The organism is Labrys monachus, from assembly GCF_030814655.1.
GTDB lineage: Bacteria > Pseudomonadota > Alphaproteobacteria > Rhizobiales > Labraceae > Labrys > Labrys monacha.
The window spans coordinates 3,056,935-3,080,668 of record NZ_JAUSVK010000001.1 but is presented as its reverse complement, the minus strand read 5'-3'; the positions used below and the strand labels follow the sequence as shown (position 1 = coordinate 3,080,668).

26 protein-coding genes are annotated in these 23,734 nt (G+C 66.4%); 20 read left to right on the top strand and 6 right to left on the bottom strand.

What is annotated here, in order from left to right:
- A complete protein-coding gene (locus tag J3R73_RS13935) occupies positions 1–330 on the bottom strand; it encodes a HesB/IscA family protein (protein ID WP_307427745.1) in 330 nt (109 codons plus the stop codon).
- 72 nt (positions 331–402) lie between these two features.
- Here J3R73_RS13935 and J3R73_RS13930 point away from each other — a divergent pair, with 72 nt between their 5' ends.
- Positions 403–1,635, top strand: a complete 1,233-nt coding sequence (locus J3R73_RS13930; RefSeq protein WP_370880083.1) for a deoxyguanosinetriphosphate triphosphohydrolase — start codon at positions 403–405, stop codon at positions 1,633–1,635.
- A 32-nt stretch (positions 1,636–1,667) separates the two neighbouring features.
- A complete protein-coding gene (gene argS, locus J3R73_RS13925; protein WP_307427741.1) occupies positions 1,668–3,419 on the top strand; it encodes an arginine--tRNA ligase in 1,752 nt (583 codons plus the stop codon).
- 34 nt (positions 3,420–3,453) lie between these two features.
- On the opposite strand, the gene J3R73_RS13920 is transcribed toward argS, so the two are convergent.
- Entirely contained in the window at positions 3,454–3,588 is a 135-nt protein-coding gene (locus tag J3R73_RS13920) for a hypothetical protein (RefSeq protein ID WP_307427739.1), read from the bottom strand.
- Between the two features lie 63 nt (positions 3,589–3,651).
- Between J3R73_RS13920 and J3R73_RS13915 the strand changes: the two genes are divergently transcribed.
- From J3R73_RS13915 to J3R73_RS13865, 11 genes are all read left to right on the top strand, one after another.
- A complete protein-coding gene (locus J3R73_RS13915) occupies positions 3,652–5,217 on the top strand; it encodes an SPOR domain-containing protein (RefSeq protein ID WP_307427738.1) in 1,566 nt (521 codons plus the stop codon).
- Positions 5,218–5,370: 153 nt separating this feature from the next.
- Positions 5,371–6,393, top strand: a complete 1,023-nt coding sequence (nagZ, locus tag J3R73_RS13910; protein WP_307427736.1) for a beta-N-acetylhexosaminidase — start codon at positions 5,371–5,373, stop codon at positions 6,391–6,393.
- Positions 6,394–7,197 (top strand): segregation and condensation protein A, encoded by an 804-nt coding sequence (locus J3R73_RS13905; RefSeq protein WP_307427735.1) that lies wholly within the window; start codon positions 6,394–6,396, stop codon positions 7,195–7,197. It abuts the gene before it with no gap.
- Positions 7,198–7,209: 12 nt separating this feature from the next.
- The gene (scpB, locus tag J3R73_RS13900) at positions 7,210–7,893 is read left to right on the top strand and encodes an SMC-Scp complex subunit ScpB (RefSeq protein WP_307427733.1); all 684 of its coding nucleotides are present in this window, start codon (positions 7,210–7,212) and stop codon (positions 7,891–7,893) included.
- Between the two features lie 156 nt (positions 7,894–8,049).
- The gene (locus J3R73_RS13895; RefSeq protein WP_307427732.1) at positions 8,050–8,277 is read left to right on the top strand and encodes a twin-arginine translocase TatA/TatE family subunit; all 228 of its coding nucleotides are present in this window, start codon (positions 8,050–8,052) and stop codon (positions 8,275–8,277) included.
- Between the two features lie 89 nt (positions 8,278–8,366).
- Positions 8,367–8,819 carry a Sec-independent protein translocase protein TatB gene (gene tatB / locus J3R73_RS13890; protein ID WP_307427730.1) on the top strand — a complete coding sequence of 151 codons (453 nt, stop codon included), beginning with the start codon at positions 8,367–8,369 and terminating at the stop codon, positions 8,817–8,819.
- A 109-nt stretch (positions 8,820–8,928) separates the two neighbouring features.
- Positions 8,929–9,720: a twin-arginine translocase subunit TatC gene (gene tatC / locus J3R73_RS13885; protein WP_307427728.1), complete on the top strand. Its 792-nt coding sequence runs from the start codon at positions 8,929–8,931 to the stop codon at positions 9,718–9,720.
- 57 nt (positions 9,721–9,777) lie between these two features.
- Complete coding sequence (gene serS / locus J3R73_RS13880) at positions 9,778–11,061, top strand: serine--tRNA ligase (RefSeq protein ID WP_307427726.1); 1,284 nt, start codon at positions 9,778–9,780, stop codon at positions 11,059–11,061.
- 45 nt (positions 11,062–11,106) lie between these two features.
- Positions 11,107–11,880 carry a 5'/3'-nucleotidase SurE gene (surE, locus tag J3R73_RS13875; RefSeq protein ID WP_307427724.1) on the top strand — a complete coding sequence of 258 codons (774 nt, stop codon included), beginning with the start codon at positions 11,107–11,109 and terminating at the stop codon, positions 11,878–11,880.
- The gene (locus J3R73_RS13870) at positions 11,877–12,551 is read left to right on the top strand and encodes a protein-L-isoaspartate(D-aspartate) O-methyltransferase (RefSeq protein ID WP_307427722.1); all 675 of its coding nucleotides are present in this window, start codon (positions 11,877–11,879) and stop codon (positions 12,549–12,551) included. Before surE ends, J3R73_RS13870 begins: the two co-directional genes overlap by 4 nt.
- A gap of 585 nt (positions 12,552–13,136) precedes the next feature.
- Entirely contained in the window at positions 13,137–14,816 is a 1,680-nt protein-coding gene (locus J3R73_RS13865) for a peptidoglycan DD-metalloendopeptidase family protein (RefSeq protein ID WP_307427720.1), read from the top strand.
- A gap of 103 nt (positions 14,817–14,919) precedes the next feature.
- Here J3R73_RS13865 and J3R73_RS13860 read toward each other — a convergent pair whose 3' ends face one another.
- Positions 14,920–15,783, bottom strand: coding sequence for an ATP-binding protein (locus J3R73_RS13860; RefSeq protein ID WP_307427718.1), 864 nt, complete (start codon positions 15,781–15,783; stop codon positions 14,920–14,922).
- 122 nt (positions 15,784–15,905) lie between these two features.
- Here J3R73_RS13860 and gloA2 point away from each other — a divergent pair, with 122 nt between their 5' ends.
- From gloA2 to J3R73_RS13830, 6 genes are all read left to right on the top strand, one after another.
- The gene (gene gloA2 / locus J3R73_RS13855) at positions 15,906–16,310 is read left to right on the top strand and encodes an SMU1112c/YaeR family gloxylase I-like metalloprotein (protein WP_307427716.1); all 405 of its coding nucleotides are present in this window, start codon (positions 15,906–15,908) and stop codon (positions 16,308–16,310) included.
- A gap of 283 nt (positions 16,311–16,593) precedes the next feature.
- Positions 16,594–16,941 (top strand): preprotein translocase subunit YajC, encoded by a 348-nt coding sequence (gene yajC / locus J3R73_RS13850; RefSeq protein ID WP_307427714.1) that lies wholly within the window; start codon positions 16,594–16,596, stop codon positions 16,939–16,941.
- 121 nt (positions 16,942–17,062) lie between these two features.
- On the top strand, positions 17,063–18,661 hold the full coding sequence (gene secD / locus J3R73_RS13845; protein WP_307427712.1) for a protein translocase subunit SecD: 1,599 nt from the start codon (positions 17,063–17,065) through the stop codon (positions 18,659–18,661).
- Positions 18,662–18,682: 21 nt separating this feature from the next.
- Positions 18,683–19,612 (top strand): protein translocase subunit SecF, encoded by a 930-nt coding sequence (gene secF / locus J3R73_RS13840; RefSeq protein WP_307427709.1) that lies wholly within the window; start codon positions 18,683–18,685, stop codon positions 19,610–19,612.
- 5 nt (positions 19,613–19,617) lie between these two features.
- On the top strand, positions 19,618–20,013 hold the full coding sequence (locus tag J3R73_RS13835) for an Mth938-like domain-containing protein (RefSeq protein ID WP_307427707.1): 396 nt from the start codon (positions 19,618–19,620) through the stop codon (positions 20,011–20,013).
- Positions 20,010–20,888, top strand: a complete 879-nt coding sequence (locus J3R73_RS13830; protein ID WP_307427705.1) for a phytoene/squalene synthase family protein — start codon at positions 20,010–20,012, stop codon at positions 20,886–20,888. The genes J3R73_RS13835 and J3R73_RS13830 overlap by 4 nt, the downstream gene beginning before the upstream one ends.
- Here J3R73_RS13830 and trmFO read toward each other — a convergent pair.
- Positions 20,874–22,286, bottom strand: coding sequence for a methylenetetrahydrofolate--tRNA-(uracil(54)-C(5))-methyltransferase (FADH(2)-oxidizing) TrmFO (gene trmFO / locus J3R73_RS13825; RefSeq protein ID WP_307427704.1), 1,413 nt, complete (start codon positions 22,284–22,286; stop codon positions 20,874–20,876). The two genes, J3R73_RS13830 and trmFO, sit on opposite strands and share 15 nt — an antisense overlap.
- A gap of 152 nt (positions 22,287–22,438) precedes the next feature.
- Positions 22,439–22,594, bottom strand: coding sequence for a DUF1127 domain-containing protein (locus J3R73_RS13820; RefSeq protein ID WP_307427702.1), 156 nt, complete (start codon positions 22,592–22,594; stop codon positions 22,439–22,441).
- Between the two features lie 325 nt (positions 22,595–22,919).
- Between J3R73_RS13820 and J3R73_RS13815 the strand changes: the two genes are divergently transcribed.
- Positions 22,920–23,444: a cupin domain-containing protein gene (locus J3R73_RS13815; RefSeq protein WP_307427700.1), complete on the top strand. Its 525-nt coding sequence runs from the start codon at positions 22,920–22,922 to the stop codon at positions 23,442–23,444.
- An 89-nt stretch (positions 23,445–23,533) separates the two neighbouring features.
- On the opposite strand, the gene J3R73_RS13810 is transcribed toward J3R73_RS13815, so the two are convergent.
- Complete coding sequence (locus J3R73_RS13810) at positions 23,534–23,689, bottom strand: YjiS-like domain-containing protein (RefSeq protein WP_307427698.1); 156 nt, start codon at positions 23,687–23,689, stop codon at positions 23,534–23,536.
- Positions 23,690–23,734 lie beyond the last annotated feature (45 nt).

Genomic DNA, 23,734 nt, shown 5'->3' with positions numbered 1-23,734 from the left:
TCAAACCGTGAAGCTGGTGCCGCACCCGCAGGCGGCGACGGCTTGCGGATTGCTGATCTTGAAGGCCGAACCGATCAGGTCCTCGACATAGTCGAGTTCGGCGCCCTCCATATATTGCAGCGAAGTCTCGTCGATCAGCACCGTCGCGCCCTCGCCGGCGATGACGACATCGTCCGCCTGCCGTTCGGTGACGAATCCGAATTTGTACTGGAATCCGGAACAGCCGCCACCCTCGACGCTGATGCGCAGCATCGATCCGGATGGCTCGCCCTGCAGGATTCTCGCGATGCGGCGGGCGGCGCGTTCGCTGACGGAAACGGAACTGGTCATGGCAACACCTATCTTCTTGTAAAAGTAGGCACGAAATGATTTGCGTCAATGGCGAAGACAGGGGGCGAGGCGATGGATGAGACGGTGCCTGGGCTTGAGATCCCCGACTGCGTGATCAGGCCGCGCGGCCCTTGGGCGGTCGCGCCCTATTCCCGCGGCCGTCTCCATCCCGAGCCGGCATCGCCGACCCGCACCGATTTCCAGCGCGACCGCGACCGCGTCATCCATTCCACGGCCTTCCGCAGGCTCAAGCACAAGACTCAGGTCTTCGTCGCCCATGAAGGCGACCATTACCGCACCCGCCTCACCCACACCATCGAGGTCGCGCAGATCGCCCGGTCTCTCGCCCGGTCTCTCGCGCTCGACGAGGATCTGGCGGAGGCGCTGGCCCTCGCCCATGATCTCGGCCACACCCCCTTCGGCCATACCGGCGAGGATGTGCTCGACGACGTCATGCGGCCCTATGGCGGCTTCGACCAAAACGCCCAGTCGCTGCGCATCGTCACCCGGCTCGAGCGCCGCTATGCCGAATTCGACGGCCTCAATCTGGCCTGGGAGACGCTGGAGGGGCTGGTCAAGCATAACGGCCCGATGCTCACCGCCGCCGGCGAACCGGTCGAGCGCTATCGCCTGCACGGTATCCCCGCCGCCATCCTCGAATATCAGCAGCGCCAGGACCTCGAGCTGCGCTCCTTCGCCGGCGCGGAGGCGCAGGCCGCCGCCATCGCCGACGACATCGCCTACAACGCCCATGATATCGACGACGGCCTGCGCGCCGGCCTCTTCGAGCTGGCGGACCTCGGCGAGGTACCCCTGCTGGGGGAATTGCTGGCCGACATCGCACGCCGATATCCCGGTCTCGACCGCAGCCGGACCACGCACGAACTCATGCGCCGCATCATCACCAGGCTCGTCGAGGACGTGATCGCGCAGGGCAGGGCGGCCTTCGCCTCGGGCGCCTATCGTTCGAGCGACGACGTTCGCAATGCCGGCAAGACCCTGATCCGCTTTTCCGAGGCGATCGGCTCGGCGGACCGGGGCATCAAGGGTTTCCTCTATCCCAACATGTATCGCCATGAGCGGGTGATGCGGGTCAGGGCGCAGGCCGCCGACGTGGTGCGGCGCCTGTTCCGGCGCCTGTTCGAGGATATCGGCCTGATGCCGGCCGAGTGGCGCGAAGGCATGGCGGACGCGGGCGAGGACCGGCGCGCGCGGCGGGTGGCCGACTATATCGCCGGCATGACCGACACATTCGCCATCGAGGAGCACCGTCGACTGTTCGACACTGCGCCCGACTTGCGATAAAGCTCCGCGCGTTTTGCAGGCTAGGTTGGACGATGAATCTCTTCACTGTGTTCGAAGCCCATGTGCGCGGGGCCGTAGCCGCGCTGGTCGCCGACGGCGTCTTTGCCGCCGTGCCGGATGTCGGCCGCGTGGTGGTCGAGCCGACGCGCGATGCGAGCCATGGCGACATCGCCACCAACGCCGCGATGGTGCTTCAGAAGGAGGCGGGGCTGAAGCCGCGCGACCTCGCGGAGAGGATCGCGGGGAAACTGCGGGCACTGCCGGACATCCAGGCCGTCGCGGTCGCGGGGCCGGGCTTCATCAATTTGACGGTCGCGCCGGCCTTCTGGACGCGGGTGCTGGCATCGGTCCTGGAACTCGGCCCGGATTTCGGCCGGAGCCGGCTCGGCGGCGGCGAGAAGATCAATGTCGAGTTCGTCTCGGCCAACCCGACCGGGCCGATGCATGTCGGCCATTGCCGGGGCGCGGTGGTGGGCGATGCCCTGGCCGGGCTGCTCGATTTCGCCGGTTTCGACGTCACAAGGGAATATTACATCAATGACGGCGGCGGCCAGGTCGACACGCTCGGCCGCTCGGCCTTCCTGCGCTATCGCGAGGCCCTCGGCGAGGTCATCGCCATCCCCGAGGGCTATTATCCCGGCGACTATCTCAAGCCTGTCGGCGAGGAGCTGGCCCGCAGGCATGGTGCCGCATTGGCCGACATGCCGGAATCGCGCTGGCTGCCGATCGTCCGTGAGGAGGCCATCGAGGCGATGATGGCGCTGATCCGCGCCGATCTCGCCCTTCTCAACGTGCATCACGACGTCTTCTCCTCGGAAAGGGCGATGCAGGCGCCGGTCGACCGGGTCGGCGAGACCATCGCCTTCCTCGAGGCCCGCGGGGACGTCTATCAGGGGCGCCTGCCGCCGCCGAAGGGCCAGAAGGACGAGGATTGGGAAGACCGCGAGCAGACCCTGTTCCGCGCCACCGCCTTCGGCGACGACATCGACCGCCCGCTGATGAAATCGGACGGCTCCTACACCTATTTCGCCTCGGACATCGCCTATCACAAGGACAAGTTCAACCGCGGCTTCGCGTCGATGATCGACGTGCTCGGAGCCGACCATGGCGGCTATGTGAAGCGCATGCAGGCGGCGGTGCGCGCCGTGACCGGCGGCAAAGGCGAACTGGACGTCAAGCTGTGCCAGCTCGTCCGGCTGCTGCGCGGCGGCGAGCCGGTGAAGATGTCGAAGCGGTCCGGCGACTTCGTCACCTTGCGGGAAGTGGTGGAGGAGGTCGGATGCGACGCCACGCGCTTCATCATGCTGATGCGCAAGAACGACGCCACCCTCGACTTCGATCTCGCCAAGGTCGTCGAGCAGAGCAAGGACAATCCGGTCTTCTACGTGCAATATGCCCATGCCCGCTGCAAGTCGGTTTTCCAGAAGGCGCGCGAAACCTTCGGTGACCTCGCCGATTCGGAATACACCTCCGGCGCGGCGCTCGACGCGTTGTCGGACGAAGGCGAGCAGGGGATCCTCAAGCGGATCGCTCAATTTCCCCGCCTCGTCGAACAAGCCGCGCACGCCCATGAGCCGCATCGCATCGCCTTTTACCTTTATGAACTGGCAAGCGAACTGCACGCACAATATAATCGGGGCCGGGACCTGCCGCATTTACGCTTCATTAGGGACGATAATAGATTGTTGACAGGCGCCCGCTTGGCATTGGTGCGTGGAGTTGAGACGATACTCAAGTCTGGACTCTCCTTGCTCGGCGTTTCCGCGCCGAACGAAATGCGCTGACGTGATACAGCGGTCTTCCTGACGACAGACCGTCTCAGCGATCGGCCAGCCTGGTCAGGAACGACTGATGATTGAATCGGATGCACGCCGTAAGGGGCAAGACGATCGCGAAAATCGTGATGAATGGCTCGCCGATCTTGCGGGAATGGGTAGCAATCGCGATGTTCATGCCGAGACGCGTGGTCCGGAGAGATTCGAACTGTCCGGCGTGTCACCGTCGCGGGAGGCAAACATGACAGGGCGTTACGATCGGGGCGGGCCCGACGGCCGGCAGGCCTATGACGACGCGTCGTATGATCCTGCCCAGCCGCATCTCGACGACCGTTATTACGAGGATCCCCGATACGCCGCCCTGGCGTATGACGAGGCGCGCGATCATCCCCAGGGCGAGGGCGCCTATGAGGAGCCCTATCCCTATGGCGACGAGCAGGACGCCGGGAGCGGCCCGGAATGGACCTATGACGAGAGCCGCAAGGCCTGGGTCGATCGCGATGGCCATCCCTATGTCGAGCCTGCCGGCGACGGTGACGAAGGCGGCTACGCGCCGGCCTATGAGGAAGACGAATATCTCGCTCCGCAGGAAGATGCCCAGCTGCCGCAGCGCCGGTCCCGGAGCGGCGTTCTCGGCCTGGCCGCGCTTGTGCTGGTCGCTTCGATGGGCGGCGGCCTCGCTTATGCGTGGAAGAAGGGCGCCTTCATCGGCAGCGACATTCCCGGCCTCGGGGGGCCGCCGCCGGTGATCCGTGCCAGCACCGATCCGGTGAAGATCAAGCCTGCCGAAACGACTGCAGCGGTGGACCAGCCAAATCCGCAGATTTTCGGCCGCAAGGACGACACGCCTTCGATCGGGCAGGAGAAGCTCGTGTCCCATGACGAGCAGCCGGTCGCGGAGGTTCCCGTGCGGACCGATGCAGTGCCGGTGCGCACCGCCTCGATCAACCCCGCGACCATGCCCGCGACGGGCGCCTTGCCGGCGCCGGCCAACGACAATACGGCCTCCACCCCCACCCGCAGCGTCTCTACGAGCAACATCACCCTGCCGGCGCCCGCCGCCGGCGACACGGGCGATACGCCCGAGGGCGACGTGCCCGACGGCCCGCGCCGGGTGAAGACCATCAAGATCATGGGCGACAACACGGTGGTGACCGGCGAGGCGCCGATCGCCGGCCCGAATCCGGCGCCCTCGACTGCCCGTCCGATCGACATTTCAGGAATCACGCCGACCGCCCCCCTGACGCAGGCCGAGCAGCAGGTCCCGGATCCTGCGGCTGCCGCACCGGCCGATTCCGGCCAGGCGGCAACCGTCGCCACGCCATCGGCCGACAAGCCCGCCGACACGACGGCGAACGATGGTGACGGGGGCGACAGCGCCGACGCCACCACCGTCGTCACGCCCACCCGTTCGGCCGAGACCGCAGTTGCGCCCGTGCATCCCGCCATCCCGCCGGTGCGGCCGCGCAACATCCCGTCCGCGCCCGCGCCCGTGGCGGCGCCGGCAAAGCCGACGCAAGTCGCATCCGCCGAGCCGGTAGCCTCGCCGATCGCCGGAACCGGCTTCGTGGTACAGGTCTCCTCCCAGAAGACGCCGGCGGACGCGCAGACCGCCTACCAGGCGCTGCAGCGCCGGTTTCCTGCCGTCATCGGTGGGCTGAAGCTTTCGGTCCGCAAGGTCGATATCGCGGATCGCGGCACCTATTATCGTGTCCGGGTCGGCCTGTGGGCCTCCAGCAACGAGGCGCAAGCCTTCTGCGCCAAGCTGAAGGCGGCCGGCGGCGATTGCGTCGTTGCCCGCAACTGACGAATCGATCGGCGACAGGCCCGGCTTCAGCCGGGCCTTTGCTATTTTCGGTCCGCCTTCAGCTTCATGACGCGAGCGCAAGGCCGCGCCTCCGGGGCGTTGTCGCCATTGCTTCATCCGCCGATGGAGCCTCTCTTTCAGGAAGAACCGTCGATGCCCGTTTCGGCACTTGTTCTGGGCTGTGCCGGCCCTTCGCTCTCGCAGGACGAGAAGGCTTTCTTTCGCGATGCCGATCCCTGGGGCTTCATCCTGTTCCGGCGCAATATCGGCGCGCCTGCCGACGTCCTCGCTCTGACGGCCGCGCTGCGCGAGGCGGTGGGCCGCGACGCGCCGGTGCTGGTCGACCAGGAAGGGGGACGCGTGCAGCGGCTGACCGCGCCGAACTGGCCGAAATATCCGCCAGCGCGGCGATATGGCGAGATCTATGCCAACGATCCCCTGACACGGCGCGAGATCACCCGCCTCGGTGCCCGGCTGATGGCGCATGACCTGCTGGCGGTGGGAATCAATGTCGATTGCATGCCGGTGCTCGACATTCCCGTGCCCGGCGCCCATGACGTGATCGGCGACCGCGCCTATGGCATGGACGCGGAGACGGTCGGCACGCTCGGGCGCGCCGCCGCCGAGGGGCTGGTCGCCGGGGGCGTCCTGCCGGTGATGAAGCACGTGCCGGGGCACGGCCGGGCGGGGGTGGACAGCCATCTGGCGCTGCCGGTGGTGCAGGCCTCGCGGGCGGAACTCGAATCGCTCGACTTCATGCCCTTCCGCATGCTGGCGGACCTGCCGGCCGCGATGACGGCCCACGTGGTCTACACCGCGCTCGACCCGTCATCCCCAGCCACGACGTCGAGAAAGGTGATCCGCAGTGTCATTCGCGGGGCGATCGGCTATGATGGCCTGCTGATGAGCGACGATCTCTCCATGCAGGCTCTTGCCGGAACGCTCGCGGAAAGGGCCGCCCGCGCCTTCGCGGCGGGCTGCGACCTCGGGCTGCACTGCAACGGGAAGATGGACGAGATGATCGGGGTTGCCGCCGCCGCGCCGCGCCTCGCCGGCAAGGCCCGGCGGCGGGCCGACGCGGCGCTCGCCCGCATTCGCCACCTGCCGGAGCCGATCGACGTCGATGAGGCCCGGGCGCGGCTCGCATCGGCACTGGCAACGGAAAGGGTGGGTTGAATGTCGGCATTTCCCGACCCGGCGGATACCGGCAGGATGGCGGCGGACCCCACGCTCGTCGTCGACGTCGACGGCTTCGAAGGCCCGCTCGATCTGCTGCTCGAACTCGCCCGGCGGCAGAAGGTGGACCTCACCCGCATTTCCATCCTGGCCCTCGCCGAGCAATATCTCCTGTTCGTGGAGGAGGCGCGCAAGCTGCGGCTCGAACTTGCGGCGGACTACCTGGTGATGGCGGCATGGCTCGCCTATTTCAAGTCGCGCCTGCTCCTGCCGGAGCCGCCGAAGGGCGAGGAGCCACCGACCGCCGAACTCGCTGCGGCGCTTGCCTTCCGCCTGCAGAGGCTCGACGCCATGCGCGTCGCGGCAGGCCGCCTGCAGGAGCGCAGCCTGCTCGGGCGGGATGTGTTCTTTCGCGGCATGCCCGAAGGCGTGCGCCTCACCAAGCGCGGCCGTTTCGAGGCCACCCTGCACGACCTGCTCTCCGCCTATGCGGGCCAGCGCCAGCGCCATGCGCATGTCCGCATAAGCCTGCCGCAACGCAAGGTATGGACCCTCGCGCAAGCCCGCGAATGCATCGAGAAGCTCCTCGGGCGCGACATGGGCTGGCTGCGGCTCGATGAATTTCTGGTGGATTACCTCGGCGAACCCTCGACAAGTGCGACGGTGCGGGCGTCAAGCTTCTCCGCAAGCCTCGAACTCGTCAAGGAAGGCAAGCTCGCTCTGCGCCAGGAGGCACCGTTCTCGCCGATTTATCTGCGATCGTGCGAGACCGGCGAGGCCGGAACCGGGCAGCAAGGGAAATAGATCGTGGGCAAGATGGCGTCTCTACAGCCGGCAACCGACGGACGGACGGATCTGCGCGAGCACATGCGCCTCGCCGAGGCCCTGCTTTTCGCCGCGCTCGAACCGCTGGACGAGGCGACGCTGGCGGCCCGCCTGCCGGAAGGCGCCGACGTGCCGGCGGTCCTCCTCGCACTGCAGGCCGACTACGCCGTACGGGGCGTGAACCTCGTCCGCCTCGGCGGGCGCTGGGCCTTTCGCACGGCGGACGACCTGGCCTGGCTGCTCTCGCGCGACGCCTGCGAGACGCGCAGGCTGTCACGCGCCGCCATGGAAACCCTGGCGATCATCGCCTATCACCAGCCGGTGACGCGGGCGGAGATCGAGGACATCCGCAGCGTCTCGACCTCCAAGGGCACGATCGACGTCCTCCTCGAGACCGGATGGATTCGCCTGCGGGGCCGTCGCCGCACGCCCGGCCGCCCGGTGACCTATGGCACCACCGCGGCCTTCCTCGACCATTTCGGCCTCGACGGCATCACCGACTTGCCCGGTCTCGACGAACTCAAGGGCGCGGGCCTGCTGGAGGGGCGGCTTCCGCCCGGATTCACCATCCCCACGCCTTGCGACGACAGCGCGTTGACGCCCGACGAGGAGCCTCTTGACCCCGGCGACCTGTCCTTCGCCTTCCCGGAAGCGGACGCGGAGACGGGGATTTGAGACATTTTCGTGAAACTGTCCGGTGCATGTCCGAAAACGGGCGGCAGTAGTTCTTGTTTTTGCCGCTATGGGCGCATAGATTCCAGTTGATCATCGGGTCCAGCGCGGCGCCGCTGATGTCATCCACATCCGGCTTGGCTGCTAGGGGAGGTTATTATGGGTAGCATGAGTATCTGGCATTGGCTTCTGCTTCTTGCCGTCGTCGTCCTGCTGTTCGGCGGGCGTGGCAAGGTGTCCGAGCTGATGGGCGACGTCGCCAAGGGCATGAAGGCCTTCAAGAAGGGCATGGCCGAGGACGAGACGCCTGCCGCGGCGTCTGTGAAGACCATCGACGGCAAGAATGGCGTTCCGATCACCTCGACGGAACAGAGCAAGGTCGGCTGAACCCAGCCTCACTTGTCTGAAGCCTTGCCTTTTGTGTGCTCCGCGTCCAAGTACGTCGGAGCGCTTTCTTTTGCCGGACTGAACGCCCCATGTTTGACATTGGCTGGAGCGAGCTCCTGATCGTCGGCGTGGTCGCCGTGGTGGCCATCGGCCCGCGGGAGCTGCCAAACACGATGCGCTCCCTCGGCCGTGGCTTGAACAAGGTGCGGCGCATGGCCGGCGAGTTTCAGGGCCAGTTCAACCAGGCCCTGAAGGAAGCCAATCTCGAGGACGTCAAGAAGGAATTCGACGTCCTGCGGCAATCGGCTGCCGGCATCTCCAGCGTGATGAACCCGCTCGGCGTCGCGCGAAACGTGCTGTCGGGCTCGATGTTCCCGGACGATCCCTCGCAAAGCGCGGCTCCCGTGCCGAGCGCGGTCGCCCAGGAAGCGCCGGCACCGTCGATCGGGGGCGGGCGGCTGTCGCCGTCCCTGCTGGGCAGCGATCTGGACGGCGTCGACATCCCCTCCGCCTTTGCTCCCCTGGCCGTATTCCGGCGATGAAGAAGGGGACGATTTCCCGCTTCGGTTCGCCGAATCTCCCATCCTTCCGGGCCCCGGCCCCGGAGGCGATCCGCAACAGCGCGGTTGCCGGACGATATTGGTGCCTTGTATGAGTCAGGACGACATCGAAGCCTCCAAGGCCCCGCTCCTCGATCACCTGCTCGAACTGCGAAACAGGCTGCTCAAATCGGGCATCGCCTTCATCGTCCTGTTCGTCCTGTGCTTCGCCGTGTCGAAACACATCTATAACGGCCTGCTGTGGCCCTATCAGTGGGCGGCGTCCAGCTTTCCAGACGCCGACGTCAAGCTGATCTACAACGCGCCTCTCGACTTCCTGTTCACGCAGATCCGCGTGGCGCTCTTCGCCTCCGCCTTTATCGGCTTTCCCTTCTTCGCCATCCAGATCTATCGTTTCGTGGCACCGGGGCTCTACAAGCACGAGCGTGACGCCTTCCTGCCCTATCTCGTCGCCACGCCGATCTTCTTCTTCCTCGGCGGTCTCCTGGTGTTCTTCCTCGCCATGCCCATGGTCATGCATTTCGCTTTGGCCATGCAGCAATCGGGCGGGCAGGGCGAGGCGTCGATCCAGTTGCTCGCCACCGTCGACGCCTATCTTTCGCTGGTGATGAACCTGGTGTTCGCCTTCGGCATCGTCTTTCAGCTGCCGGTGGTGCTGACGCTGCTCGGACGCATGGGCATCATCGATTCCACCTTCCTGAGGACGAGGCGGCGCTACGCCATCGTCATCGTCTTCATCGCCGCCGCCATCCTCGCCCCGCCGGACCCCTGGAGCATGTTGGCGCTTGCCGTGCCGGGCGTGCTCCTTTACGAACTCTCGGTCTTCTCGGTGAGATGGGTGGAGAAGAAGCGCGCGGAAGCCCAAGGCGACGGCAACCCCTGAGCGGCGCGCGCCCGGCGTGACGATGGCCGGGATACCCCGTGGTCTGGAGTTGGTCTCATGTATGACGTGAAGTGGATCCGCGACAATCCGGGTCTCTTCGATGAAGGCCGAGGCCGCAGAGGCCTCGCGCCTCTTTCGGCGACCATACTCGAGCTCGACGACCGCCGCCGCGGGCTCGTCGGCAAGCTTCAATCTTCGCAGGAGAGACGCAACGCCGCCTCGAAGGAGATCGGGCAGGCCAAGGCGCAGAAGGACGAGGCGAGGGCCCAGGCGCTGATGGCCGAGGTCGCTTCCCTCAAGGCGTCGATGCCCGCCGACGAGGAGGCGCTGCGCGAGGCCGAGAAGGCGCTGTTCGACCAGCTGTCGTCCATTCCGAACCTGCCGCTCGACGATGTGCCTGTCGGCGCGGACGAACATGCCAATGTCGAGCGCCATCGTCACGGCGTCGCCCCTGCCTTCACCTTCCCGCCCCAAGAGCATTTCCAGCTTGGCGAGGCGCTCGGCCAGATGGATTTCGAAACGGCGGCCAAGATCTCCGGCGCCCGTTTCGTCGTCCTCAGGAAGCAGCTGGCGCGCCTCGAACGGGCGCTCGGCCAGTACATGCTCGATCTGCACACCGGCGAGCATGGCTATACCGAGGTCAATCCGCCCCTGCTGGTCCGCGACGACGCCGTGTTCGGAACCAACCAGCTGCCCAAATTCGCCGAGGACCTGTTCCGTGTGCAGCCCGGCGATTTCTGGCTGATTCCGACCGCCGAAGTGTCGCTGACCAACCTCGTGCGCGATCAGATCACCGGCGAGGAGGAACTCCCCCTGCGCCTGACGGCCCTGACGCATTGCTTCCGCGCCGAGGCAGGCTCGGCCGGACGCGACACCCGCGGCATGATTCGCCAGCATCAGTTCCAGAAGGTCGAGCTCGTTTCGATCACCACCCCCGAGCAGAGCAGGGACGAACATGAGCGCATGCTCGCTTGCGCCGAGGCGGTGCTGAAAGGCCTGGACCTGCATTATCGGGTGATGACGCTGAGCACGGGCGACATGGGCTTCGGCGCCCAGAAGACCTACGATATCGAGGTCTGGCTGCCGGGACAGGACCAGTTCCGGGAGATCTCCTCATGCTCGGTGTGCGGGGATTTCCAGGCGCGGCGGATGAATGCGCGCAGCCGTCCGAAGTCCGGCGGCGCCCCCCGCTTCGTCCACACCCTCAACGGGTCGGGCGTTGCCGTCGGCCGCGCTCTGGTGGCGGTGATGGAGAACTACCAGAACGAGGACGGCTCGATCACGGTGCCGGATCGTCTCGTTCCCTATATGGGCGGCGTGACGCGTATCGAAAAGCGATAGGCGGCGGTCCCCTTCATTGCGGCACGGCTCAGACAGGAAGGCCCGATGCGAATTCTCATCACCAATGACGATGGCATCCATGCTCCCGGCCTCGTCAGCCTGGAAAGGATCGCCCGGGCTCTGAGCGAGGATGTCACCGTCATCGCTCCCGAGACCGATCAATCGGGCGTGTCCCACTCCCTGTCGCTGAGCACGCCGCTGCGGCTGCGGCACATCGGCGAGAAGCGCTACGCCGTCAGCGGGACGCCGACCGATTGCGTCATCATGGGCGTGCAGCATGTGCTCAAGGGCAAGGCGCCCGACCTCATCCTGTCCGGCGTCAATCGCGGGCAGAACATTGCCGAGGACGTCACCTATTCCGGCACCATCGCGGCGGCGATGGAGGGGACCTTGCTCGGCATTCCCTCCATCGCCTTGAGCCAGGCCCTCGGCATCGGGGGCGGGGAGGGACTCCGCTGGAACTGCGCCGAGCAGCACGGCCCCATGGTCATCCGCAAGCTGCTGGCGCACGGCTTCTCCAAGGGGGTCCTGTTCAACGTCAACTTCCCGGACTGCGAACCGGATGAGGTCGCCGGCGTCTCGGTCACCACCCAGGGCCAGCGCAACCAGTCCGCGCTGATCGATGTCGTCGAGCGCGAGGACTTCCGCGGCGGGTCCTATTATTGGCTCGCCTTCCGGCGGGAGACGCCGACGCGCGTCGAAGGCACCGACCTCTGGGCGATGTTCCAGAAGCGGATCTCGATCTCGCCGCTTCATCTCAACCTCAGCGACGTCGCTGCCCTGCAACGTCTCGCGGATGTCTTCGAAGCCGTATCATGACGGATGGACGGGCGGTGCCGGAGCGGGAGGAGCAGCACGCGGAAGCCATGATGGCGTTCATCCTGCGCCTGCGTCTGCGCGGCCTGACCGACCAGAAGGTGCTGAATGCGGTGTCGACGCTGCCGCGTCCGCTTTTCGTGCTGCCCGAATTCGCCGAGTTCGCCTGGCGTGATCTCAGCCTGCCCATTCAATGCGGGCAAACCATCACGCCTCCCGTGCTGGCCGCGACCATCGCCGAGCGGCTGGACGTGGAGCCGCTGCATCGCGTCCTCGAGATCGGAACCGGTTCCGGCTATCTGACCGCCGTCCTCGGCCGGCTCGCCAAGCGCGTCCTCACCCTGGATCGCTGGCGTACCCTGATCACCGAGGCCGAAGAGAGGCTGCGGGCGGTGACGATCCTCAACGTCACCATGATGGTGGCCGACGGGAGCCGCGGCTGGCGCCAGCAGGCGCCCTTCGACAGGATCGTCGCCACGGCCGCCGTGCCCGAAGTGCCGACCGAGCTGCTCGATCAGCTGGCCCTCGGCGGGCGCATGATCGTGCCGATCGGGGAGGCGGGGCAGGAGCAGAGGCTGACCCTGATCACGCGCGACGCCGACGGTTTTTCCCATACGAATCTGATGGAAGTTCGTGCCACCGCCATGATCCCGGATGTCGCGGACCGCCTCTGATCGATAGATCGAGAATCATAAGGCCGGTGGACGGGCCGATGATTCTCGTGCCTACTGCGAATCACTTTCATTCCCTTAGGGAACGCTGTGAGCCCCGCATTGATCGCCGTCGCCGGGCACGGGGGGCGAGGCGGAACACCGATGGCCGCAGGTCGATGCCGAGCCGACCCCCCTATCGTCCAATTCGCCAGCGAAACCAGCGCTTTGACGCGAGGAATAGCCTCGGTCGAGCCGTCAGGGACCGTCCCTGAGGTGAAAGCCGAGGTCCGGCGATCGTAAAACTCGGGCGGAATTGCACCGGGGTCTTAAGTCGTTGTTTACCCCAATACGCGCTTAATCATGGCGTCCCTTTCGTAGCGTGGGTGTGAGCGTCCTATGCGTTTTCCGAGCAAGCCGATCCGTTCGCGCCACTTGTCGCGCGTCGCAGTCATCGCCCTTATGGCCGGCCTCACCGCAGGTTGCGGTGACAGCACATCGCGATTTTCGTCAAATCCGTTTTCGAACCCCTTCAATCCTTCCGATACCGGATCAGGCCAGGTCGCGTATAACGACGCGCCCCGGCCGGCTTACAACAATGGCGCGCGGATGCGGCCCAACCCGGGCTACAACAACGGCGCGCGGATGCAGCCCGACCCCGGCTACGCCGTCGGCACCGTGCCGGCGTCGCGGCCGGTTGCCGCACAGCCGCTGCCTCCGGTGGGATCGGTGTCCGAGCGCAGCGTTCCGCAGACCGAGTATCGCGTCAATCGCGGCGAGCAGCCCCTGGTCACCGGCGCCATCGCAACTCCCGAACCGCAGATCGGCGGCTTCAAGGCCGGTGGCTGGAGCGCCGATGGCGGCGCGACCGTCACGGCGCGGGCCGGCGAGGACATCAATACCCTGTCGAACCGCTATGGCGTGCCGTCCGATGCGATCATGAAGGTAAACGGGCTGCGCGGCCGCGCTCTCTCGCCCGGCCAGCAGGTCATCATCCCCGTCTACAACGCCACGGCCAAGGCAGCGCCAGCCTCGGCTCCGGCCCCCGAGACCGCAGCCAGGCCGCGCCGGGTCAGCGAAGAGCAGCCCTATCCAGATGATCCCGCCGTGGAGACGGCGCGCGCGAGCGTCGGGGAAGCCAAGATCCGGCCGGTTGCGACGACGCCGGCCGGCACGCGGCCACGCGTGGCGACCGAGCCCCGTGGCATCCATGTCGTGAAGCCGGGCGAGACGCTGACCTCGATCGCCAAGGCCTATGGCACCACCCGTCCCCGCCTCGCCAAGGAAAACGGCATCGACGAGTGGATGAGCGTCAAGATCGGGCAGCAGTTGAAGGTTCCGGGCGCCGCCGTCCGGGCGGCAGCGGCCGAGGTTCCTCAGCAGGCTCCGCGCGGCCATGCCGAGCAGGCGTTCGACAACCGGCCGCCGCGGGACGTTCCCGTCGCTGCCGCCACGGAAATGGCGCCGCGGCCGGCCGTGCCGGCGCGGCCCGCCAAGCCTGTCAAGATCGAGGCCGTCCGCACCGCCGCCACGCAGGGCCATATCGCCGCCAAGCCGGTGCCGGTCCGGTCCGCGCAGATCAAGCCGGTGGCCAAGCCGGCGACGGTGCGGCCTGTGGCGACCGCCGTCGTCAAGCCGGTCCATGTCGCTGAAGCGACGCCGCTCGCTAAGGTGAAGACCAAGCCTGCCCATCTGGCCGCCGCCGCCCCCTCCGAGGCGGAAAAGAGTGCCAAACTCAAGGCCGAAAAGCTCGCTTTGGCCAAATCCAAGCCGATATCCAAGCCGGTCGCGGTCAAGACCGCACGGGTGGAAGCCGCGCCGCAGCCTGCTCCCGCCGTCACGGCGAGCATTCCGCACGAGCCCGGCGACCAGCAGGCGGCCTCCCAGACGGTGGCCGTCGATGCGGCGGCTGCCAAGCCCGCCAATCCTGAATTCCGCTGGCCGGTCAAGGGACGCGTCATCCAGGATTTCGGCCGCAACAGCGACGGCATCAATATCTCGGTTCCCGAGGGCACCGAGGTCAAGGCTGCCGAGGACGGCGTGGTCGCCTATGCCGGCAACGAGCTGAAGGGCTACGGCAACCTCATCCTCATCCGCCATGCCAACGGCTATGTCACCGCCTACGGCCATGCCAAGGATCTGGAGGTCAAGAAGGGCGATGCCGTCAGGCGGGGCCAGGTCATCGCCACGGCGGGGCAGACCGGAAACGTCACCTCGCCTCAGCTCCTCTTCGAGGTGCGCAAGGGCGCCGCTCCGGTCAACCCCCGGCAATATCTGGCAGGCAACTGATCAAAGGAATCCGTTCGTCGCGAGACCCCGAATGGATGGACCTCCCCGAGGGTGGAAGCACCCCCGGGGAGGTTCTCGTTTATGGGCCGGGCGTCCTATGCGCTCAATGGAGCGAGCGGCCGAGCCGGCCGGCGAGGTCCTGCACATATTGCCAGGCCGTGCGGCCGGAGCGGGCGCCGCGCGTCGTCGCCCATTCGAGCGCCTCGGCCTTCATCCTGCCGCGGTCGAGCTCCAGGCCGAAATGGTCCGCATAGCCGAAGACCATGTCGAGGTAATCGTCCTGGCTGCAGCGATGGAAGCCGAGCCACAGGCCGAAGCGATCGGAGAGGGAGACCTTCTCCTCCACGGCCTCGCCGGGATTGATCGCCGTCGACCGCTCGTTGTCGATCATGTCCCTCGGCATCAGGTGGCGCCGATTGGAGGTCGCATAGAAGATCAGGTTTTCCGGCCTGCCCTCGACCCCGCCTTCGAGCGCCGCCTTGAGGGATTTATAGGTGGTGTCGTCGCTGTCGAAGGAAAGATCGTCGCAGAAGACGATGAAGCGATAGGGGGCGGGGCGCGTGAGGTTCATCAGTTCGGGCAGGCTGTCGATATCCTCGCGATGGATCTCGATCAGCTTGAGGCCGCCGACCTTGGCGTCGATCTCCGCGTGGGCCGCCTTGACCAGGGAGGATTTGCCCATGCCGCGTGCGCCCCAGAGCAGGGCATTGTTGGCCGGAAGGCCGCGTGCGAAGCGCTCGGTGTTCTCGACCAGCAGGTCGCGCACGAGATCGATGCCCTTGAGGAGCGGCATCGCCACCCTGTTCACCTTGGCGACGGGCTGCAGATATTTCTCGCCGGCCTGCCAGACGAAGGCATCGGAGGCGTCGAAATCGGTCCGGTGCCGGGGAGGGGGCGCAAGCCGCTCGAGCGCCTCCGCGATCCGGACGAGCAATTGGGACAATTCGGAAGAGGAAATATCGGACATGGCAACCAGCGTATCCATCGAGGCGGGGCATCCATGTAGCGCGGGAGCACCGGCGAGGAAAGCCGCGGCATCGCCGGCGGAGGAGGCTTGAAGCGTTCCGCCGGCCGTGCCAGACCCTCGCCATGCTGCATGCCATCCACCACATCGCCGTCATCTGCTCGGACTATGCGCGCTCGCGCCGCTTCTATGCCGAGATCCTGGGCCTGCCCGTTCTCCGGGAGGTGTGGCGGGCGGAGCGGGGATCGTGGAAATGCGATCTGGGCGTCGGACCGGCGCAGATCGAGCTGTTTTCCTTTCCCTCCCCTCCGCCGCGCCCGACCACACCCGAAGCCTGCGGCCTGCGCCATCTCGCTTTCGCGGTGCCGGCGCTCGAGCCGGTGATCGCCCGTCTTACGGCCCACGATGTCGCGGTCGAGGCGGTCCGGATCGATGAGCATACCGGCCGCCGCTTCACCTTCTTCAGGGACCCCGACGGCCTGCCGCTCGAACTCTATGAGGAGCCGCCTGCCGGCCTCCCTCCTTCCTGATTCGGCGCCGCGCCGCCGCGTCTCCATCCAGGGTGCGGCGTTGCGCATGAAATTTTTGTCATCTGAGGTGCCGAAGGCGTGCGCCGGGAACGGAAGAGGGCTATTTTCGGGGTGAATAAGGGCCGGGAATCCAGGCTGTCACCACGGCTTGGCAGAAGACCGGCAAAAACGCGCTCCGGCCCGGAAAAGCCGGCCATCCGTTTGCTTTCGGTGGCCGGATCACTATAGTCCGCCCCGAATTTGCGGCGGACGGGTTCGTCCGCTTTCCCGAGAGGCCATTGTGATGTTCACGACACCTGCCTTTGCACAGGCAGCCCTAGGCGGCGATTTTCTTTCCGGTACGTTCGGCACGCTGTTGCTGCCGATCGCCATGTTCGTGATCTTCTATTTCCTCCTCATCCGTCCCCAGCAGCGGCGTGCCAAGGAACAGCAGGCCATGCTCAAGGCCGTGCGCCGCGGCGACATGATCGTACTGACCGGCGGGCTGATCGCCAAGGTGGTCAAGGCCGTCGAGGGCGATGCGGAGATCGAGGCCGAGATCGCGGACGGCGTGCGCGTGAAGGTGGTGCGCGACATGATCGCCAGCGTCCGCTCCAAGACCGAGCCGGTCAAGAAGGCCGAGACGGTCTGACGCCGGCCGCGACGCTTGCGACGCCGCCCCGACGAAACAAGACCTGGAGAAGGGCTGCGTTTGAGGTAGAACGCCGCCACGCTCCGGGAGAAGCCTGCCAAGGCTTGGAAACGTCCCCGCCATGCTGCATTTTTCCCCCGCCAAAACGGCCTCGATTCTCATAGCGCTGCTCATCGGTCTATGGCTGGCCGCCCCCAACGTCATGCCCGAGAGCTGGCGCAATGCGATGCCGTCCTGGCTCCCGCATCAGACGCTGACGCTCGGTCTCGACCTGCAGGGCGGCTCCTATTTCCTGCTGGAAATCGACCAGAACGCCGTCATCAAGGACCAGGTCACCAATCTGCGCAGCCAGGCGCGCCAGACGCTGATCGACAACAAGATCCGCAGCCAGGCGGCGCTGCAGGGCAGGGGCGTCCTCGTGACGCTGCCCAATCCGGCGGATACGGCGCGGGCACTCGAATTGCTGCAGCCCCTGGGCAATGCCGCCGACGGCAATCTGTTCGGCGTCGGAAGCCGCAGCGCCGACATCACCTCGTCCTCGCCCGGGCAGATCTCCATCGTTCTCACCGATGCGGGACTGCGTGAGCGCATGCAGCGGATCGTCGAGCGATCGATCGAGATCGTCCGCCGCCGCGTCGACGCCACGGGCGTGACCGAGCCGCTGATCCAGCGCCAGGGCGATGACCGTATCGTCGTGCAGATGCCGGGCCTGCGGGATCCGGAGCGCTTCAAGGGCCTCCTGAAGCAGACCGCCAAGCTCGAATTCCGCCTGGTCGATTTCAGCATGTCGGCCGAGCAGGCGCTGCAGACGCGCCCGCCGATCGAGTCCGAGATCCTCTATTCCCAGGATGGTCGCGTTCCCTATCTCGTGCAGGACCAGGTGATGGTGGCGGGCGAGGACCTCGTCGACGCCCAGGCGACCTTCGACCAGCAGACGCGTGAGCCGGTGGTTTCCTTCCGCTTCAACACCAACGGCGCCCGGCAGTTCGGCCGGGTGACCGAGGAGAACGTCAACAAGCCCTTCGCCATCGTCCTCGACAACAAGGTGCTGTCGGCACCGGTCATCCGCGAGCCGATCACGGGGGGCTCCGGGCAGATCTCCGGCGATTTCACCACCCAGCAGGCGCAGGATCTGGCTCTTCTTCTCCGCTCCGGCGCCTTGCCCGCCCCGATGACCGTCGTCGAGGAACGCACGGTCGGCCCCGGTCTCGGCCAGGCCGCGATCCATTCCGGCGAGATGGCCGCCCTCGTCGGATCGCTCCTCGTCGTCGCCTTCATGATCGCGAGCTACGGCCTGTTCGGCATCATCGCCTCGGTGGCGGTCGCGCTCAATGTCGGCCTCATCTTCGGCCTTCTGTCGCTGCTGGGCGCGACGCTCACCCTGCCGGGTATCGCCGGCGTGGTGCTGACCGTCGGCATCGCCGTCGACTCCAACGTGCTGATCTATGAGCGCATCCGCGAAGAGGTCCGGGCCGGCCGCACGGTGCTGATGTCGCTCGACGCCGGCTTCGCCCGCGCCCTGGCGACCATCCTGGATTCCAACATCACGACCTTCATCGCGGCAGCCGTGCTGTTCTTCGTCGGCACGGGCGCCGTCAAGGGCTTCGCCGTGACTCTCGGCATCGGCATCATCACCACGGTCTTCACCGCCTTCACGGTGACGCGTCTGCTGGTTTCCTGGTGGTATCGCGGGGTGAAGCCTCGCTCCATCCCAATTTGATAGATTGATGGAGTGAGCACGGTGCGCCATCTTCGCATTGTCCCCGACAACACCCATTTCAGCTTCATCCGCTTCCGGCGTTTCAGCTTCCCGGCCTCGGCTGTGCTTTCCATCCTGGCCCTGGTGTTCTTCTTCACCCATGGCCTGAATTACGGCATCGACTTCAAGGGCGGCATCTCGATGGAGGTCTCCGCGACCTCCGGCAAGGCGGATATCGTCGGCGCGCGCGCCAAGCTCGAACCGCTGCAGCTGGGCGAGATCCAGATGCAGGAATTCGGCAGCAACGGGCAGATGCTGATCCGCATCGCCCAGCAGCCGGGCGGCGATGCGGCCCAGCAGGTCGCGGCCGAGAAGGTCAAGGCGGCGCTGAAAGGCGACTACACCTTCGACAGCGTGCAGGTCATCGGGCCGAGCGTGTCGCAGGAGTTGGTGACCGTCGGCACCGTCGGCATCTTCGTCGCCATCGCCTGCATCCTGGTCTATCTGTGGTTCCGCTTCGACTGGGAGTTCGCCGTCGGCGCCATGATCGCCAATGTCCACGACATCGCGCTCACCATCGGCTTCCTGTCGGTCACGCAGATCGAGTTCGACCTGACGAGCGTCGCGGCCCTCCTCACCATCCTCGGCTATTCCCTCAACGATACCGTCGTGATCTATGACCGTATTCGCGAGCTGCTGCGCAAGTTCAAGAAGAAGCCGCTTCCCGAACTGCTCGACGAATCGATCAACGCCACGCTCTCGCGCTCCGTGATCACCCATGTTACGGTGGCGCTGGCCCTGCTGGCGCTGCTTCTGTTCGGCGGCCAGGCCATCCACAGCTTCACGGCCACCATGCTCTTCGGCGTCGTCCTGGTCGGCACCTACACGTCGATCTTCATCGCCTCGCCGATCCTGATCTATCTCGGCCTTCGGCCGGGCAGCCGGAGCGAGGCCGAGGACAAGCCGGAGTAGGACGGATGACGGAGCCGGAAGCGGCGGCGGGCGAGCGGCGTTTCCTGCCGCAGGTCGTTCCCATCGAAGCCTACGGTGAAGGTGGCTTCCGCTTCGGCGGCATGTCCCATCGCGGCTCGATCCTCTGCCTGCCCTCGGGCATGCATGCCTGGGCGCTGGCCGGCCCGGCCGAATTCTCGCTCGAGACGTTCCAGCCCGTCTTCGCCGAAGCGGCCGGGATCGAGATTCTGCTCGTCGGCACGGGCGGGGACGTCGCCTTCTTTCCCGAGGCGCTCCGCTGGCGATTCCGCGACCACAGGATCGGCCTCGAAGTGATGCCGACCGGCGCGGCGGCGCGCACCTGGAACGTGCTTCTGGCGGAGGACCGGCGCGTCGCCGCCGCGCTGATCGCGGTGCCATGACGGTCGAGGACAGCCCCGTCGCTCCCGCCGACCTGGCCTATTGCGAAGACCTGCTGCGCGAGCTCGACCGGGACGCCTGGCTCGCCTGCCTGTTCGCGCCCGCCGAGCATCGCGCCGGCCTGTTCGCCCTTCACGCCTTCAATTGCGAGATCGTCCGCGTCCGCGACGCCGTGTCCGCGCCCTTGCCCGGCGAGGTCAGGCTGCAATGGTGGCGGGATCTCCTGGACGATGCCGCCCGGGGAGGCGCGTCGGGCAATCCCGTCGCGGCGGCCCTGATCGCCACGATCGGACGCTACGCACTGCCGCGCGCGGCGCTGACGGCGCTCGTCGATGCCCATGTCCACGATCTCTACGACGATCTGCTTCCGACCGTGACCGATCTGGAAGGCTATTGCGGCGAGACCGCTTCGGCCCTGTTCCGGCTGGCGAGCCTCATCCTGGCGGATGGCGGCGATGCCGGCCCGGCGGATCTCGCCGGGCATGCCGGCGTCGCCCAGGGTATCGCCGGGCTCCTGAAGAACGCGGCGCGCCACGCCGCACGCGGGCAGATCTTTGTGCCGGCCGATATCGTCGCCAGGCATCAGGGCGCGCAGGACGACATCCTCAACGGCCGCGACAGCGCCGCGGCGAGGGCGGCCTTCGCGGACGTCACGGCGCTCGGCCGCAAGCATCTCGCCGCCGCGCTGGCCCTGCTTCCGAGCGCACCGGCTGCGGTCGCGCCCGCCTTCCTGCCGCTCGCCCTCATCGAACCCGTGCTGCGGCGGGTGGCAAGGCCCGGCTTCAATCTCTTCCGCGACCGGGCCGAGCCGCCGCAATGGCGCCGGCAATGGCATTTGTGGCGCTTCGGACGCCGCCTGCGCTCACTGAAGCAGTGAGGGCCGGCCGCCCGACTCGGCGATCCATGCAGCGAGATCCTGAAGGGCGCGCGCGCTCATCGCCCGTTTCTTCGCCTGCGCCTTGTCCGTGCCGCGCAGCCGCTTTCCGTCCTCGCCCTTCGGGCTGACGTCGAGCGGCGGGAACAGGCCGAAATTGACGTTCATCGGCTGGAACGAACGCGGCCCGCTTTCCTCGACGACGAGATGGCCGCCGGTGATGTGCCCGAGCAGGGCGCCGATGGCGGTGGTGGGAGGCGGGGTGAGCGGCGGGACGCCGAGCCGTTCGGCGGCGGCGAAGCGCCCGGCGAGCAGGCCGATGCTGGCGCTTTCGACATAGCCCTCGCAGCCGGTGATCTGGCCGGCGAAACGCAGCCGCGGCATCGATTTCAGCCGCAGGGAGCCGTCGAGCAGCAGGGGGGAATTGATGTAGGTGTTGCGGTGGAGCCCGCCGAGCCGCGCGAATTCGGCGCTCTCCAGGCCGGGGATCATGCGAAAGATCCGCGTCTGCTCGGCATATTTCAGCTTGGTCTGGAAGCCGACCATATTGTACAGCGTGGCGAGCGCGTTGTCCTGTCGCAGCTGCACGATGGCGTAAGGCTTGACGGTGGGATCCCTGGGGTTCGTCAGCCCGACCGGCTTCATCGGGCCGAAGCGAAGGGTTTCGCGGCCGCGCTCGGCCATCACCTCGATCGGCAGGCAGCCGTCGAAATAGGGCGTGCCCTCGAAGTCCTTGAAGCTCGTCTTGTCGCCGGCAATGACGGCGTCGAGGAACGCCTCATATTGCTCCCTGGTCATCGGACAGTTGATGTAGTCCGCGCCGCTGCCGCCGGGGCCGGGCTTGTCGTAGCGCGACTGGAACCAGGCGATGTCCATATTGATGGTATCGCGGTGAACGATCGGGGCGATCGCGTCGAAGAAGGCGAGGGACGCTTCGCCGGTCAGGCCGGCGACGACCTCGGCAAGGGCGGGCGAGGTGAGGGGGCCCGTCGCAATGATGGCATTGTCCCATTCCGGCGGCAGGGAATCGACCTGTTCGCGCCGGACCTCGACGAGGGGATGGGCCGAGAGCCTGGCCGTCACCGCCGCGGAAAACCCGTCGCGGTCGACCGCCAGCGCACCGCCGGCCGGGACCTGATGCGCGTCGCCGCATGCCATGATCAGCGAATCCAGCCGCCGCATTTCCTCATGCAGGAGGCCGACGGCATTGGTCTGCGCATCGTCGGAGCGGAAGGAGTTCGAACAGACGAGTTCGGCAAAATCGGTGGTCTTGTGCACCTGGGTGGGCTGGACCGGCCGCATCTCGTGCAGGATGACGGGGATTCCAGCCTGGGCGAGCTGCCAGGCGGCTTCGGAGCCGGCGAGACCGGCGCCGACGATATGAACGGGGGAGGATGTCATGCCCCGCTTCTAGAGCATGAGGGCCGCCGGTTGAAGCATTCATGCGCCGGCGGCGGCAAAAACCCACCCTGCCGGCTGCGCTTGCGGCGGCACTTCGGTCTCGCGGGCCCGGCGGTGAAAGCCGCAGGCGGGCCCGGACCGAAGCCTTGCCTTCAGGAGCGGGCGGCCTGGCGCGCAATCGCCCGCACGTCGGCCGGATTGATGCCGATGTCGAACAAATCGCGTTCGTTCAAGCGCCGGAGCTCAGCCAGCGTCTCGCGCTCGCGGCGCCAGATGCGGACACGCTCGATCAGAGCAGCGAACAACATGATCGGGTTCCTTCTCGTCGAACCTGTTTCGGAGCACATTCTCCGTCATGGCTGATGGACTGGAGAATGCCCCATGTTGCGCTGCGCTGGTAGATGCTGCAGCGCACAACAACCATGCATAAATGCATCGCTCTGTCATAAAAACGTGCGATTTAGACATTTTCGCCAAGTTGCATGCGAAATTGACATAGCTCATGGTTTTCGCTGGCCGCTCGATCCTTGGCATGCGGTCGAGTCGGCAGGCTGTCTCGATTCCGGAATGCCCTTGCGGTACTCTCATGAGAACGGAACGTCCCGAGGGACGCCCGGCGTCAGGGAGAAGCATGTGGGTGGCAAGATCCTGAATCTCGACGATCTCGATTTCATGGAATTCGGGCACGGCGTGGCCTATCCGGGCGCCGGGGACGCCGACGAATCGTATCAGGCGCGCATCGGCATGATCGGCACCCGCGTGGGCGCACGTCAGCTCGGCTGCAATCTCACGGTGGTACCGGCCGGAAGGCGAGCCTTCCCCTTCCACAGCCACCGCGCGAACGAGGAGATGTTCTTCGTTCTCGAAGGCCGGGGAGAGGTCACCATCGGCGACGAGAGCTTTCCGATTCGGCAGGGGGACGTCATCTCATGCCCTGCCGGTGGACCGGAAACGGCGCATCAGATCGTCAACACCTCGGACGCGGACCTCAAATATCTCGCCGTCAGCACCAAGATCTCGCCGGAAGTCTGCGACTATCCGCGGACCGGCCGCTTCGGCGTCTCGGTCGAACAGCCGCCGGGAGCGAAGGGGGAGCCCAACGCGTTCCGCTTCATGGGCCGGGCCCGCGACAGCCTTCCCTATTGGGAGGGCGAATAGGCCGGGGCCGGCGGCCACAAACAAAAAGCCGCCACCGGCGGCTTGTGTCTCGGCCCCCTATTCGGGGTCCTCAGTCTGGTCGGTAGCGATCAGGCCCGGGCGGCCTGGCGAGCGACTGCGCGAAGCTCGTCAGCATTGACGCCGATATCGGCCAGATCGCGTTCGTTCAGACGCTTGAGTGCGGTCAACGTCACGCGCTCGCGGCGCCAAGCGTAGACACGTTCAATCAAAGCAGCAAACAACATGATCCTATTCCTTCGTCCGAACGCGCTTCGAAGCCCTTGCTCCGT

Bases quoted from the DNA above. Each gene is read 5' to 3' on its own strand.
- J3R73_RS13830 (WP_307427705.1), top strand. From the start codon at position 20,010: ATGACGGTCGAGGACAGCCCCGTCGCTCCCGCCGACCTGGCCTATTGC.
- tatC (WP_307427728.1), top strand. From the start codon at position 8,929: ATGAGTCAGGACGACATCGAAGCCTCCAAGGCCCCGCTCCTCGATCAC.
- trmFO (WP_307427704.1), bottom strand. From the start codon at position 22,286: ATGACATCCTCCCCCGTTCATATCGTCGGCGCCGGTCTCGCCGGCTCC.
- J3R73_RS13895 (WP_307427732.1), top strand. From the start codon at position 8,050: ATGGGTAGCATGAGTATCTGGCATTGGCTTCTGCTTCTTGCCGTCGTC.
- tatB (WP_307427730.1), top strand. From the start codon at position 8,367: ATGTTTGACATTGGCTGGAGCGAGCTCCTGATCGTCGGCGTGGTCGCC.
- scpB (WP_307427733.1), top strand. From the start codon at position 7,210: ATGGCGTCTCTACAGCCGGCAACCGACGGACGGACGGATCTGCGCGAG.
- argS (WP_307427741.1), top strand. From the start codon at position 1,668: ATGAATCTCTTCACTGTGTTCGAAGCCCATGTGCGCGGGGCCGTAGCC.
- gloA2 (WP_307427716.1), top strand. From the start codon at position 15,906: ATGCTGCATGCCATCCACCACATCGCCGTCATCTGCTCGGACTATGCG.
- surE (WP_307427724.1), top strand. From the start codon at position 11,107: ATGCGAATTCTCATCACCAATGACGATGGCATCCATGCTCCCGGCCTC.
- J3R73_RS13870 (WP_307427722.1), top strand. From the start codon at position 11,877: ATGACGGATGGACGGGCGGTGCCGGAGCGGGAGGAGCAGCACGCGGAA.
- J3R73_RS13835 (WP_307427707.1), top strand. From the start codon at position 19,618: ATGACGGAGCCGGAAGCGGCGGCGGGCGAGCGGCGTTTCCTGCCGCAG.
- J3R73_RS13820 (WP_307427702.1), bottom strand. From the start codon at position 22,594: ATGTTGTTCGCTGCTCTGATCGAGCGTGTCCGCATCTGGCGCCGCGAG.
- yajC (WP_307427714.1), top strand. From the start codon at position 16,594: ATGTTCACGACACCTGCCTTTGCACAGGCAGCCCTAGGCGGCGATTTT.
- secD (WP_307427712.1), top strand. From the start codon at position 17,063: ATGCTGCATTTTTCCCCCGCCAAAACGGCCTCGATTCTCATAGCGCTG.
- J3R73_RS13930 (WP_370880083.1), top strand. From the start codon at position 403: ATGGATGAGACGGTGCCTGGGCTTGAGATCCCCGACTGCGTGATCAGG.
- J3R73_RS13810 (WP_307427698.1), bottom strand. From the start codon at position 23,689: ATGTTGTTTGCTGCTTTGATTGAACGTGTCTACGCTTGGCGCCGCGAG.
- J3R73_RS13860 (WP_307427718.1), bottom strand. From the start codon at position 15,783: ATGTCCGATATTTCCTCTTCCGAATTGTCCCAATTGCTCGTCCGGATC.
- J3R73_RS13865 (WP_307427720.1), top strand. From the start codon at position 13,137: ATGCGGCCCAACCCGGGCTACAACAACGGCGCGCGGATGCAGCCCGAC.
- J3R73_RS13920 (WP_307427739.1), bottom strand. From the start codon at position 3,588: ATGAACATCGCGATTGCTACCCATTCCCGCAAGATCGGCGAGCCATTC.
- J3R73_RS13915 (WP_307427738.1), top strand. From the start codon at position 3,652: ATGACAGGGCGTTACGATCGGGGCGGGCCCGACGGCCGGCAGGCCTAT.
- J3R73_RS13935 (WP_307427745.1), bottom strand. From the start codon at position 330: ATGACCAGTTCCGTTTCCGTCAGCGAACGCGCCGCCCGCCGCATCGCG.
- nagZ (WP_307427736.1), top strand. From the start codon at position 5,371: ATGCCCGTTTCGGCACTTGTTCTGGGCTGTGCCGGCCCTTCGCTCTCG.
- serS (WP_307427726.1), top strand. From the start codon at position 9,778: ATGTATGACGTGAAGTGGATCCGCGACAATCCGGGTCTCTTCGATGAA.
- J3R73_RS13905 (WP_307427735.1), top strand. From the start codon at position 6,394: ATGTCGGCATTTCCCGACCCGGCGGATACCGGCAGGATGGCGGCGGAC.